The following is a 12,620-nucleotide window of genomic DNA, read 5'->3' as shown; positions in this document are numbered from 1 at the left end:
TGTGAGGGAAATGGTGCTGCTGGGGAGGATTGAACTCCCGACCTCGTCATTACCAATGACGCGCTCTACCACTGAGCTACAGCAGCGCCTTATGTCCGTTTCCGGAGGCGTCCGTCCTGGCGACCCAGGACAGGGGCGGGCTAATGTCCGTGACGGGGGGGATTGTCAAGCGGCTCTTGCGTATTCTTTTTCAGAAAGCCATTTCGCCCGCCATCGAAGGCCCTTCGAAAGACGCCCGGACCATGACGAATGCCCAGCAATCCCGCGAGGAACGGCTTGCAGCCAAGCTCCGCGAAAATCTTCGCCGCCGCAAGCAGCAGGCCCGTGCACTGAACGCGGGAGGGGATTCCGCGCCCTTGTCCGAATCGGAAAGCGAAAACGAATCAGGCAGGCTTTCCAAATCGCCCCCGGAAAGCTAGGGGCTGCGCCCAGACATTCAGTCAGTCTGCCAACGGGCGTTTCCCGAGGGGATCGCCGATGAGACCTGGGAGTACGCCTTGCCTCGCCTGATCCTCGTCCGCCACGGCCAGAGCCAATGGAACCTCGAGAACCGCTTCACCGGCTGGTGGGACGTCGACCTCACCGAAAAGGGTGAGGAAGAAGCCCGCGCCGCAGGTGCGCTGCTGAAGGAAAAGGGCATTATGCCCACCGTCGCCTTCACCTCGCTCCAGACCCGCGCGATCCGCACCCTGCACTTCGCGCTCGAAGCCGCCGGCCTGCTGTGGATTCCCGAGACCAAGGACTGGCGCCTGAACGAGCGCCACTACGGCGGCCTCACCGGCCTCAACAAGGCCGAAACCGCCGCAAAGCACGGCGACGATCAGGTCAAGATCTGGCGCCGCAGCTTCGACACGCCGCCGCCGGTCCTCGAAATCGGCAGCGAGTTCGATCTCTCCACCGACCCGCGCTACGCCGGGATCGACGTGCCGCAGACCGAAAGCCTCAAGGACACTATCGCCCGCGTCCTGCCTTACTATGAAGGCTCGATCGTGCCGCACCTCAAGGCCGGTGCCGACGTGCTGATCTCCGCCCACGGCAACAGCCTGCGCGCGCTGGTGAAGCACCTCTCGGGCATTTCGGACGACGAGATCACCGGTCTGGAAATCCCGACCGGTCAACCGATCGTCTACGAACTGGCAGACGATCTCGCGGTGCTCGACCGCTATTACCTTTCGGAGCGTTGAGATGAGCGGGGTGGGGACTCCTGTAGCCATCGTCATGGGCAGCCAGTCCGACTGGCCGACCATGCAGCGCGCAGCCGACATGCTGGACAAGCTGGGTGTCGCCTATGACGCCCGCATCGTCTCGGCACACCGCACGCCGGATCGCCTGGTCGACTTCGCCAAGGGCGCGGACGGCGAAGGCTTCAAGGTCGTGATCGCAGGAGCCGGGGGCGCCGCCCACCTGCCCGGCATGATCGCCTCGATGACGCATCTTCCCGTGCTGGGCGTGCCGGTGCAGTCCAAGGCGCTTTCGGGGCAGGACAGCCTGCTCTCGATCGTCCAGATGCCTGCCGGCATCCCGGTGGGCACGCTGGCGATCGGCGAGGCGGGCGCGGCCAATGCGGGCCTGCTCGCCGCCGCGATCCTCGCCACGTCGGACCCGGCGCTGGCCGAACGCCTCAAGACCTTCCGCGCGGACCAGACGGCGAGCGTGGCGGAAAAGCCGGTCTGATGACGGCCGCTCGGCTGGGCTGGTACGGCAAGCCCAGCACGGGCGGACCTGGGCTTGAGCCCGCAATATATCGCGGGTTTGGGTTTTGAAGCCCATACCTTACCAAGGTCCGCTCGCCCTGCGCTTGTCGAAGGGCACGGACATAACGCAAGTGATACGAGGCATATGATCCCTCCCGGCGAAACCATCGGCATTCTCGGCGGCGGCCAGCTCGGCCGGATGATCGCGATGGCAGCGGCCCAGCTCGGCTACCGCAGCCACATCTACGCGCCCGAGGCCGATTCGATCGCCGCCGAAGTCAGCGCTGAATTTACTTGCGCCGAATGGGACGATGCCGAAGCCATGGCCCGCTTCGCGGCGGGCTGCGCCGTCGTCACTTACGAGTTCGAGAACGTGCCTGTCGCCCCGCTCGCGGCGCTTTGCGAGGTGCCGCTGCTGGCCCACGCCCGCGCCCTCGAAACCGCGCAGGACCGGCTCAACGAAAAGCGTTTCGTCACCGGGCTGGGTGGCACCCCTGCCCCCTTCGCTCCGGTGGATTCGGCAGAGGACCTTGCCGAGGCCATAGCCGCGATCGGCGCGCCCGGGATCCTCAAGACCCGGCGCGACGGTTACGACGGCAAGGGCCAGTGGCGCATCATGACCCCCGCGGATGCCGAGGGCCTCGACCTTCCCGCCCAGCCCCTGATCTACGAGGGTTTCGTCACCTTCTTCGCGGAATTCTCGGTGATCCTGTGCCGCGGCGCGGACGGCGACATCCGCTACTTCGATTCGGCCCATAACGTGCACGAGAGCGGCATTCTCGCGCTCAGCACCGTGCCCGCGCCGCAGCGCCTGCTCGAACAGGTTCCCGCCGCGCGCGCGCTCGCCGCCAAGGTGGCCGAGGCGCTGGACTATGTCGGCGTGCTCACGCTGGAATTCTTCGCGACAGAAAACGGACCCGTTTTCAACGAGATGGCGCCGCGCGTGCACAATTCCGGGCACTGGACCATCGAGGGCGCGGTCACCAGCCAGTTCGAAAACCATGTTCGCGCGATCTGCGGCCTGCCGCTCGGCGATACCGGCCTTGCCGCCGACGCCGTGGAAATGCGCAACCTGATCGGCGACGAGGCGGATGACTGGGCGGCAATCCTCGCCGACCCGGCCAACCACCTGCACCTCTACGGCAAGGGCGCAGCCCGCCCCGGCCGCAAGATGGGTCATGTCACCCGCCTCACCTTCCGGCGCGACTGACCGGCACTTGGCGCAGGACCTCTTCCTTATCTATGCCCGCGCCGCGAACGGCGTGATCGGCCGTGACGGCGCGCTTCCGTGGCGCCTTCCCGCCGACCTCAGGCGATTCAAGGCCATGACCATGGGCAAGGCCATGATCATGGGCCGCAAGACCTTCGACAGCTTCCCCTCCCCCCTGCCCGGCCGCCGCCACATCGTGCTGACGCGCGACAGGGCGTGGAGCGCCGAGGGCGCGGAAACCGCGCATTCCCTAGACGAAGCCCTGGCCCTTGCGGGCGAGGGAGAAGTGGCGGTTATCGGCGGCGCGGAAATCTACCGGCTGTTCCTGCCGCTCGCCCGGCGCATCGAATTGACCGAGATTCACGCGGATTACCCTGGCGACACAGAGATGGCACAGAACGACACCGAGTGGCAGGAGAGCGCACGCGAGGAACATCCGGCCGCCGGTGAATTTCCCGCACACGCTTTCGTCACCCTGGTCCGGGACCTATAGGCCTGATCTGACATGATTCGTCTCGACAACCGCGAAGCCATTCCCGAATCGATGCGCGGCGCCGTTCTGGCGCTCGGCAATTTCGACGGGTTCCACCAGGGCCATCAGGCCGTGGTCGGCGAAGCGATTCGCTGGGCGCGCGAACTGGGCCGTCCGGCGATCGTCGCCACGTTCGATCCGCACCCCGTCCGCCTGTTCCAGCCCGACGCCCCCGCCTTCCGGCTAACCACGCTGGACCAGCGGCAGGACCTGTTCGAGGCCGCCGGCGCCGACGCCATGCTGGTGCTCCACTTCGACCGCGCCATGGCCTCCATGGAAGCAGCGGACTGGATCGAGCAGGTGCTCGGCCGCCAGCTCGGCTGCGTCGGCGTCGTCACGGGCGAGGACTTCACTTTCGGCAAGGGACGCGGCGGCAACCCGCAGGTCCTGCGCGAGGTCGGCGCACGCTTCGGGCTGATCGGCCGTACCGTCGGCGCGGTGCATGACGACAAGGGCGTGATCTCCTCCAGCCGCATCCGCGACGCGCTGAAGCTGGGCGAGTGCGAAACCGCCGCCCGCCTGCTCACCCGCCCCTTCGCGGCGCGCGGCGTGGTGCAGCACGGCGGCAAGCTGGGCCGGACCATCGGGTTCCCCACCGCCAACATCAACATGAACAACTACCTGCGCCCGCGCTACGGCATCTACGCCGTGACCGGCCGCATGCCGGACGGGCGCGTGCTGCCCGGCGCGGCCAACATGGGCGTGCGCCCGACCTTCGAACCGCCGATCGAACTGCTCGAACCCTATTTCTTCGACTTTTCGGGCGACCTCTACGGTCAGGAGATCGAGGTGGCCTTCCACCACTTCCTCCGTCCCGAGGCCAAGTTCGATTCGCTTGACGCGCTGGTCGTGCAGATGGGCCGTGACTGCGACCGCGCCCGCGAACTGCTTTCGCACATCGGCTGACGCCGACACGCCATCGACGGACTTCCAAGAGCCGCGCATTTGTTCTAGTGCGCAGCGCATATGACCGAACAGCGCGATTACAGAGCGACCGTCTTCCTGCCGAAGACCGATTTCCCCATGAAGGCCGGGCTCCCCCAGAAGGAGCCGGGTATTCTTGCGCGCTGGCAGGAACAGGACATTTACGCCAGGACCCGCGAAGCCCGCGCGGGCCGCGAAAAGTTCGTGCTGCATGACGGCCCGCCCTACGCGAATGGCGACATGCACATCGGCCACGCGCTGAACCACATCCTCAAGGACATGGTCGTGCGCACCCAGACCCTCTTGGGCAAGAACGCACCCTACGTCCCCGGCTGGGACTGCCACGGCCTGCCCATCGAGTGGAAGGTCGAGGAAGAATACCGCAAGAAGAAGAAGAACAAGGACGAGGTTCCCGCAGAGGAATTCCGCGCCGAATGCCGCGCCTATGCCCAGAACTGGGTGAACGTGCAGCGCGAGCAGCTGAAGCGCCTCGGCGTCAACGGTGACTGGGACAAGCCCTACCTCACCATGGACTTCCAGGCCGAAGCCACCATCGTCACCGAGCTGCTGAAGTTCGCCGAGCACGACATGCTCTATCGCGGCGCCAAGCCGGTGATGTGGAGCCCGGTCGAAAAGACGGCGCTGGCCGAAGCCGAAGTCGAGTACGAGGACATCGTCTCGACCCAGATCGACGTGGCTTTCGAGATCACCGAATCGCCGATCGAGGAACTGGTCGGCGCCTATGCGGTGATCTGGACGACCACGCCGTGGACGATCCCGACCAACCAGGCGCTCGCTTATGGGCCTGAGGTTGAGTATCGACTGTATCAGATCGGGGTGTCGGTCGATGCGCAGCCCGGCGTTGACGTCTTCGCTGATCCGACAGTGCTAGCGCTGCAAGGTCGGAAGGTTCTTATCGCGGACAGTAATGTCCTCCGCTCCGAGTTTAACGAACGTCTGCGCAATTTCTGGCCCGGAGCGAGCCTCGTCGACCTCGACGAGTGGCACGGCAAAGGCTCCGAACTCGCAGGCACCCTCGCCCGTCACCCCATGCACGCGCTGGGCGGCTTCTTCGCCGAGCCGCGTCCGCTGCTCGCGGGCGATTTCGTCACCACCGAGAGCGGCACCGGCCTCGTCCACATGGCGCCCGACCATGGCGAGGACGACTTCCTGCTCTGCAAGGCCAACGGCATCGGCCCCAAGTTCGTGGTCGAGGCCGACGGCAAGTATCGCGAGGACTGGGGCTGGCTCGGCGGCCAGGGCTCGGTCATCAACCCCAAGTTCAACGCCCCCGACGGCCCGATCTGCTCGGACCTGCGCGAGGCCGGCGCGCTGCTGGCGGCTTCGGCCGACTACAAGCACTCCTACCCGCATTCGTGGCGTTCCAAGGCCAAGGTGATCTTCCGCTGCACCCCGCAGTGGTTCGTACCGATGGACAAGGTTCTGGGCCACCTGCCCTCCAAGACCCGCGCCGAGCGCCGCTGGGAAGGGGAAGGCGGCGCCATCGATCCTACGGACGAAACCGCCGAAGCCTCGCCGACACTGCGCCAGGCCGCGCTCGAAGCCATCGCCGAAACGCGCTTCGTCCCCGAAAAGGGCCGCAACCGCATCGGCGCCATGGTCGAAGGCCGCCCGGACTGGGTGCTTTCGCGCCAGCGCGCCTGGGGCGTGCCGATCACGCTGTTCGTCGATCGCAAGTCTGGCGAATACCTCGTCGATGCCGAAGTGAACGCCCGCATCATCCACGCCATCCGCGAGATCGGCGTCGATGCCTGGTCGGACGCCCGCGCGCAGGAATACCTCGGCGCCAAGTACAGCGCCGATGACTACGAGCGCGTGGTCGACATTCTCGACGTCTGGTTCGATTCCGGCTCGACCCACGCCTTCGTGCTCGAATCCGGCCGCTGGCCCGAACTGGTGCCGGCCGAGGATCACACCGGCCCCACCGCCGACCTCTATCTTGAAGGCAGCGACCAGCATCGCGGCTGGTTCCAGTCCTCGCTGCTCGAGAGCTGCGCCACGCGCGGCCATGCGCCGTACAAGGCAGTGCTGACCCACGGCTTCACCATGGATGCCAAGGGCTTCAAGATGTCGAAGTCGCTCGGCAACACCATCAGCCCGATCAAGGTGATGGAAACCAACGGCGCCGACATCATCCGCCTCTGGGCGCTCTCGGTCGACTATACCGAGGATCACCGCATCGGCGACGAGATCCTGAAGGGCGTGGCAGACCAGTACCGCAAGCTGCGCAACACCCTGCGCTACCTGCTGGGCGCGCTCGACGGGTTCTCGGACGACGAGAAGCTGCCGGTTGAGGACATGCCCGAGCTGGAGCGCTACGTGCTCTCGCTGCTGGCAGGCGTCGATGCCACGCTGCGCAAGGCGGTCGCGGACTTCGACTTCAACACTTACGTGCGCACCCTGCTGGACTTCTGCAACGAAGACCTTTCGGCCTTCTTCTTCGATATCCGCAAGGACTGCCTCTACTGCGACGCGCCTTCGGATCCGAAGCGCCGCGCCTATCGCACCGTGCTGGACATGCTGTTCCACGCGCTGGTGCGCTATGCCGCGCCGGTCACCGTCTTCACCGCCGAGGAAGTCTGGCAGAGCCGCTTCCCCGGCGCTGAGAGCGTGCACCTGCTCGAATGGCCGGTCGTCCCTGCCGTCGAAGCCGACGCCGCCCGCTGGGCCGAACTGCGCGCCCTGCGCGTGAAGGTGACCGAAGCGATCGAGCCGCTGCGCCGCGAAAAGATCGTCGGCTCCAGCCTCGCCGCCACCGTGACGGTTCCGGCTTCCGCGCCGGAAGGCGATCTTGCCGAACTGTTCATCACTGCGACAGTGACGCGTGGGCAGGGAGATGACGTGACTGTCACCCCCTCCACCGACCACAAGTGCGGCCGCTGCTGGCGCCACCTTCCCGACGTTTCGGAAGATGGCGACCTGTGCGACCGCTGCGACGACGTGGTGGGCGCGCTGGAGGAGCAGGCGTGAGCGGCGCCGTGTCCGGCAGCATGTCCATCTGGCGCAAGCGCCTGATCGGCCTGCTGATCGCGGCGGTGGTCTTCGTGATCGACCAGGGCTTCAAGGCCTGGGTCGTGAACGGGCTCAGGCTGCGCGACGTGCACGTGATCGAGCTGCTGCCGATCTTCGACTTGCGCTGGACCAAGAACCTCGGCGTTTCGCTCGGCCTGTTCACGGCGGATTCGCCCGAAGGCCGCTGGGCGCTGGTGGCGATGACCGCCGCCATCGCCCTGTTCGTGTTCATCTGGATGCTGCGCGAACGCAAGCTTGGCGAAATCGCCGCGCTGGCGCTGGTGCTTGGCGGCGCACTCGGCAACATCCGCGACCGTTTCACCATGGGCTACGTGATCGACTATGCCGACCTCCATTTCGGCAACTTCCGTCCGTTCCTCATTTTCAACATCGCCGACGTCGCCATCACGGTGGGCGTCCTGATTATCCTTGCCCGCTCCCTGCTTTCGCGCGACAAGCCGGAAACGAATGGCGGACATGACACGGCGCCTGGCGCCGCCCCGGAGATTTGAATTGATGCCCATGATGAAGACCGGAGCCCTGATTCTCGTCGCCGCGGGCGCGGCGCTGGTGTCCGGCTGCGGAAGCACCGGCCTGCTGAACCACGCCGGTCCCGACGAGTTCGCCGTGCAGCGCCAGACGCCGCTCGTTGTCCCGCCCGATTTCTCGCTGGCCCCGCCGAAGCAGGGTCAGCCTCGCCCCAGCGACGATTCGCTCCAGCAGCAGACGCTTGATGCGCTGTTCGGCGGTCCGCAGGCCCGCAGCGACATCGAGAAATCGACGCTGAACCTGGCCGGCCCGTCAGACCCGGCGATCCGTTCGACCGTTGGCGATCCCGGCACCTTCGCCGTCGCCAAGGGCCAGGTGACCCGCGCGATCCTCGCCGCCCCCGAAGGCGACGGCCGCGACGCGCAGACCGCCGTCGGCACCTGATCGGTTTTCCCGAACAGCCAAACGAAAAGGGCCGGAGCATCGCTGCTCCGGCCCTTTTCGTATCCGGTATGGACGGATCGGGGCCTCAGCCCTCTCCCGCCACGCCGTCGTCGCCGGAATCGTCGTCCAGGCGGGAGACGAGGATCTTGTCGATCTTCAACCCGTCCATGTCGACGACCTCGAAGCGCCAGCCCCGGTCGATGAAGTATTCCCCCTCGCGCGGGACTTTCTTGAGCACGGCGAGGATATAGCCCGCGGCGGTGGCATATTCGCGGTCGTCCGGCAGGGTCATGTCCAGACGGTCGGCCAGCGAATCCGCCGGCATCGCGCCGGAGACCAGCAGCGAACCGTCCTCGCGCTCGACCACCATGGGCTCGTCGCCCTCGTCCTGGTGGCCCACGAAAGTCCCCGCCAGCGCCGCCAGCATGTCCGACGTGGTGACGAGACCTTCGAGATGGCCATATTCGTCATGAACCATCGCCATCGTCACTTCGGCATGCTGGAGCTTGCGCAGCGCATCCATCGCATCGAGCTGGTCGGGAAGGATCTCGGCCTTCTTCATCATGGCGGTGATCTCGACCGGTCGTCCGGCCAGCATCGCCGCCAGCACCTCACGCACCTTGAGGATGCCGATGATGTTGTCGGGCGAGCCTTCCTGCGCCACCGGCAGCATCGAATGCGGCGAAGCCTCGATCTTGGCGCGCAGGATCTCCTCGCTTGCGCCCGCGTCGATCCAGTCGATCTGGTTGCGCGGGGTCATCAGTTCGCGCACCGGGCGATCGGCAAGGCGCAGCACGCCCGTCATGATCGCGCGCTCCTCTTCCTCGATGACGCCCGAACGGGTCGCCTCGGCGAAGATCATCTGGAGTTCTTCCGCCGTAAGCTGCTCCTCGCCGCCCCGGCGCACCGACAGCAGGCGCAGGATCAGGCCCGAGGACTTGTCCAGCAGCCAGACGAACGGCGCCATCGCCTTGGCCAGCCAAGCCATCGGCCGCGCCATGATGAGCGCCACCGGCTCCGCCGCGCGCAGAGCAAGCTGCTTGGGCACCAGCTCACCGATAACGAGGCTGGCGAAAGTCGTGGCGATGATGACCAGGGTGAAGCCCGCTTCACCTGCAAAACGGATCGGGACGCCCATCGCGGCAAGCCGTTCGCCCACCGGCCCGCCCAGGCTCGCGCCCGAATAGGCGCCGGCGATGATGCCGATGAGGGTGATGCCGATCTGGACGGTGCTGAGGAACTTGCCGGGGTCCGCCGCCAGTTCCAGCGCGGTCCTGGCCGCCCCGCTGCCCTTGTCGGCAGAGACCCTGAGCCTCGCCGCGCGCGCCGAGACTATGGCCAGTTCGGACATGGAGAACAGGCCATTGATCAGGATCAGGCCGGCGATGATGAGGAGGTCGGTCCAGGGAAAAGGTGTCACAGTGATCCTGCGCTAGCAGAATTCGCCGCACCTGCGAAGTGGCCGTTGCAGGATCGGCCGTTTTGTCATGCGCCGGCAAGGCTCCGCGAAATGCGAATAGTCCGTTGTAACCACGGGAACACATTGCCGACACACTCGTTTTGCCCGGATCATCCATATGCTATTCATGTTCACTACCACACAGACCCGTCGTGGAAGAATTTCTCAACAGGAAGGGGAACATCATGATGAAGTCACGCCTGCTGACCTCCGCCGTCGCCGCGCTTTCACTGGTCGCGGTATCGGGCTGTGTCACCGACCCCAACACGGGTGAGAGGAAAGTTTCGCGCACCGCCATCGGCGGCGCGGGCGGCGCGGGCCTGGGCTACCTTCTGGGCAGCGTGATCGGCGGCAAGACCGCGCGCATCGTCGGTGCCGGCATCGGCGGCGTCGCGGGCGGCGTGGTCGGGTACCAGATGGACCAGCAGATCCGCGAGCTGAAGGAACAGACCGCCGGTTCGGGCATCGACGTCAGCCAGGAAGGCGACGGCATCCTCGTCAACCTCCCGGACGTGACCTTCGCCGTCAATTCGACCGAGATCAGCCCCTCGTTCCAGGCCTCGCTCGACAATGTCGCGCAGAGCATGGTCAAGTACCCGAACAGCCTGGTCGACGTGTACGGCCATACCGATTCGACCGGATCGGCAGCCTACAACCTCGACCTGTCCAAGCGCCGCGCCGATTCGGTGGCCCGCTACCTCATCAGCCGCGGCGTGTCCTCGGCCCGCATCCAGACCAAGGGCATGGGCAAGGACTACCCGGTGGCGGACAACACCACCGCCGAGGGCCGTTCGAAGAACCGCCGCGTAGAGATCAAGATCACGCCGGTGACGACCGACGAGGCATCGTCGGCGCGCTGATCGCCAGTTTCCGCGAAAGCGGGATCGGGGAAGGGGTCGGCCGCAAGGTCCGGCCCCTTTTCTCTTGCCCTCTTCGCCGATGCCCCCCTCTCCCAATCTCGACATTCCCGCCGGAACGCGCAAAAGACGCGGCCATGAGCACTTTCGCGATCCCCGGTTTCGACCTTTCCGCCTTCGTCGATGCAACCCTGGCCGAAGACCTCGGCGTCGGCCTGCCAGGGGGCGGGCGCGACGTGACGTCGGAAAGCGTGATCGAAGCCGAAGCCCGGTTCTCCGGCGCGATGGATTCGCGCGATGCCATCACCGTCGCCGGCCTGCCGATCGCGGCGGCGTTCTTCCGCAAGCTCGACCCTGCGATGGAAATCGAGATTCTCGTCGAGGAAGGCGCGCGGGTCGAGCCGGGCTCGCAGCTCATGCGCCTCACCGGCAATGCCCGCGCCATGCTGACTGCAGAGCGGTCCGCCCTCAATACCGTCCAGCACCTGTCCGGCATCGCGACCATGACCCGCGAATACGTCGACGCCATGTGCGGCCATGCAACCCTGCTGGACACGCGCAAGACCATCCCGGGCCTGCGCCACCTCGAAAAGTACGCCACCCGCATGGGCGGCGCCCGCAATCACCGCATGGGCCTGTGGGACGCCGCTATGATAAAGGACAACCACGTCCTCGTGGCGGGCGGCGTCGGCCCGGCCGTGGCACGCGCCAAGGCCGCAGGCGTCACGCAGATCATCTGCGAGGTGGACCACCTGGACCAGATCGAACCGGCCATCGCCGCCGGTGCGCATCACCTGCTGCTCGATAACATGGGCCCGGACATCCTGCGCGAAGCCGTGGCGCTCGTCGCCGGACGCGTGCCCACGGAAGCGTCGGGCGGCGTTAACCTGGCCACCATCGGCGCGATTGCCGCCTCCGGCGTGACTTACGTCTCGGTAGGCCGCCTCACCCAGAGCGCTCCTGCTGCCGATATCGGGCTGGACTTCACGCCGCTTTAGAAGATCTTGCGCAATTAGCCGGACCCTCGCATGTTCCCTCGCGTCCGACAGGCAACCGGGGGGAACTTGCCGTGCGTCCATATTCCATGGTGAAATTCGATCGCTTCTATCTCGGATCTCTGGTTCTGGGCGTGGTCAACGCGCTCCTGGCCGCCCGCGATACCCTGTCCGCCGTCAGCGTCGGATTCGTTCTCGGCGTCCAGGCTTTCAGCATGGCCTTGATGATACTGCTCTGGTTCCTGATTTCGCGCCGCGCCAACAACGCGGCGAAGTGGGTGCTGACCGTGTTGACCGCGATCGGCCTCCTCGTCATGATTCCAACACTGCCGATCCTCGCCGCAGGTTCCGCTCTGGACCTGATCTTTATGGCGGCCGTCACTGCGCTTCAGGTCACCGCAGTCGTCAACCTGTTCCGCGCCGATTCTCGCGCCTGGTTCGCGCGCAAGGGCATCGTCCTGGACAACGAAACCATCTTCAGCTGACGATCAGCGCCGCTGCCGAAAGAATTGCCGCAGCATTTCCGCTGCCGCCGATTCGCCGATTCCCGAATAGACTTCCGGTTTGTGCAGGCACTGGTCGTGCTCGAACACGCGGGCGCCGTGTTCCACCGCACCGCCCTTGGGATCGGATGCCCCGTAATAGAGCCGGGAGATTCGCGCATGGGCGATCGCCCCCGCGCACATGGCGCAAGGCTCCAGCGTGACCCACAGCTCGCAGCCTTCCAGCCGCTCGTTGCCCAGAACCAGCGCCGCGGCGCGAATCGCCTCGATCTCGGCGTGACTCGTGGGATCGTGGCGTTCGCGCGGGCCGTTGCGGCCTGCCGCGATCACCTTTCCATCCTTCACCACCACCGCACCGATCGGCACTTCGCCTGAATCGGCGGCTTCACGGGCTTGCGCGAGAGCGAGTTCCATGTATTCGGGCAGGGGCCAGCGGGTCATGGCAATGCGCTAGACCTTCAAAAAGCTGTGCGCAACTTG

14 protein-coding genes and 1 tRNA gene are annotated in these 12,620 nt (G+C 66.0%); 12 read left to right on the top strand and 3 right to left on the bottom strand.

The window, feature by feature from the left end; translation table 11 throughout:
• Positions 1–11: 11 nt before the first annotated feature.
• Positions 12–86: transfer RNA gene (locus tag ACLIMP_RS03450), tRNA-Thr, on the bottom strand.
• Between the two features lie 57 nt (positions 87–143).
• Between ACLIMP_RS03450 and ACLIMP_RS03445 the strand changes: the two genes are divergently transcribed.
• The 9 genes from ACLIMP_RS03445 (at position 144) to ACLIMP_RS03405 (ending at position 8,326) form a co-directional block, all read left to right on the top strand.
• Positions 144–419 (top strand): hypothetical protein, encoded by a 276-nt coding sequence (locus tag ACLIMP_RS03445; RefSeq protein WP_185998949.1) that lies wholly within the window; start codon positions 144–146, stop codon positions 417–419.
• A gap of 78 nt (positions 420–497) precedes the next feature.
• On the top strand, positions 498–1,184 hold the full coding sequence (gpmA, locus tag ACLIMP_RS03440) for a 2,3-diphosphoglycerate-dependent phosphoglycerate mutase (RefSeq protein ID WP_324697555.1): 687 nt from the start codon (positions 498–500) through the stop codon (positions 1,182–1,184).
• 1 nt (position 1,185) lies between these two features.
• The gene (purE, locus tag ACLIMP_RS03435) at positions 1,186–1,674 is read left to right on the top strand and encodes a 5-(carboxyamino)imidazole ribonucleotide mutase (RefSeq protein WP_324697552.1); all 489 of its coding nucleotides are present in this window, start codon (positions 1,186–1,188) and stop codon (positions 1,672–1,674) included.
• 165 nt (positions 1,675–1,839) lie between these two features.
• Positions 1,840–2,904 carry a 5-(carboxyamino)imidazole ribonucleotide synthase gene (locus ACLIMP_RS03430; RefSeq protein WP_324697550.1) on the top strand — a complete coding sequence of 355 codons (1,065 nt, stop codon included), beginning with the start codon at positions 1,840–1,842 and terminating at the stop codon, positions 2,902–2,904.
• Positions 2,873–3,397 (top strand): dihydrofolate reductase, encoded by a 525-nt coding sequence (locus ACLIMP_RS03425; protein WP_185998308.1) that lies wholly within the window; start codon positions 2,873–2,875, stop codon positions 3,395–3,397. Before ACLIMP_RS03430 ends, ACLIMP_RS03425 begins: the two co-directional genes overlap by 32 nt.
• A 12-nt stretch (positions 3,398–3,409) precedes the next feature.
• Entirely contained in the window at positions 3,410–4,342 is a 933-nt protein-coding gene (locus tag ACLIMP_RS03420; RefSeq protein WP_185998309.1) for a bifunctional riboflavin kinase/FAD synthetase, read from the top strand.
• A gap of 60 nt (positions 4,343–4,402) precedes the next feature.
• On the top strand, positions 4,403–7,351 hold the full coding sequence (gene ileS, locus ACLIMP_RS03415) for an isoleucine--tRNA ligase (RefSeq protein WP_443478039.1): 2,949 nt from the start codon (positions 4,403–4,405) through the stop codon (positions 7,349–7,351).
• Between the two features lie 20 nt (positions 7,352–7,371).
• Positions 7,372–7,905 (top strand): signal peptidase II, encoded by a 534-nt coding sequence (lspA, locus tag ACLIMP_RS03410; RefSeq protein WP_054442019.1) that lies wholly within the window; start codon positions 7,372–7,374, stop codon positions 7,903–7,905.
• 4 nt (positions 7,906–7,909) lie between these two features.
• Positions 7,910–8,326, top strand: coding sequence for a DUF3035 domain-containing protein (locus ACLIMP_RS03405; protein WP_054442259.1), 417 nt, complete (start codon positions 7,910–7,912; stop codon positions 8,324–8,326).
• Positions 8,327–8,411: 85 nt separating this feature from the next.
• Here the strand turns inward: ACLIMP_RS03405 and ACLIMP_RS03400 are convergent, their stop codons facing one another.
• The gene (locus ACLIMP_RS03400; RefSeq protein ID WP_324697544.1) at positions 8,412–9,746 is read right to left on the bottom strand and encodes a hemolysin family protein; all 1,335 of its coding nucleotides are present in this window, start codon (positions 9,744–9,746) and stop codon (positions 8,412–8,414) included.
• Between the two features lie 224 nt (positions 9,747–9,970).
• Here ACLIMP_RS03400 and ACLIMP_RS03395 point away from each other — a divergent pair, with 224 nt between their 5' ends.
• From ACLIMP_RS03395 to ACLIMP_RS03385, 3 genes are all read left to right on the top strand, one after another.
• On the top strand, positions 9,971–10,645 hold the full coding sequence (locus tag ACLIMP_RS03395) for a YiaD family glycine zipper/OmpA-like lipoprotein (protein WP_054442260.1): 675 nt from the start codon (positions 9,971–9,973) through the stop codon (positions 10,643–10,645).
• A gap of 134 nt (positions 10,646–10,779) precedes the next feature.
• Positions 10,780–11,640 (top strand): carboxylating nicotinate-nucleotide diphosphorylase, encoded by an 861-nt coding sequence (gene nadC, locus ACLIMP_RS03390; RefSeq protein WP_054442020.1) that lies wholly within the window; start codon positions 10,780–10,782, stop codon positions 11,638–11,640.
• 71 nt (positions 11,641–11,711) lie between these two features.
• Positions 11,712–12,122, top strand: coding sequence for a hypothetical protein (locus ACLIMP_RS03385; protein WP_443478038.1), 411 nt, complete (start codon positions 11,712–11,714; stop codon positions 12,120–12,122).
• Between the two features lie 3 nt (positions 12,123–12,125).
• Here the strand turns inward: ACLIMP_RS03385 and ACLIMP_RS03380 are convergent, their stop codons facing one another.
• Complete coding sequence (locus tag ACLIMP_RS03380; RefSeq protein ID WP_324697539.1) at positions 12,126–12,581, bottom strand: nucleoside deaminase; 456 nt, start codon at positions 12,579–12,581, stop codon at positions 12,126–12,128.
• Between the last annotated feature and the right edge of the window lie 39 nt (positions 12,582–12,620).

Source organism: Novosphingobium aeonii, assembly GCF_052279045.1.
In the GTDB taxonomy this organism is placed as follows: Bacteria; Pseudomonadota; Alphaproteobacteria; order Sphingomonadales; family Sphingomonadaceae; genus Novosphingobium.
This window is presented reverse-complemented; position numbering and strand designations above follow the sequence as displayed.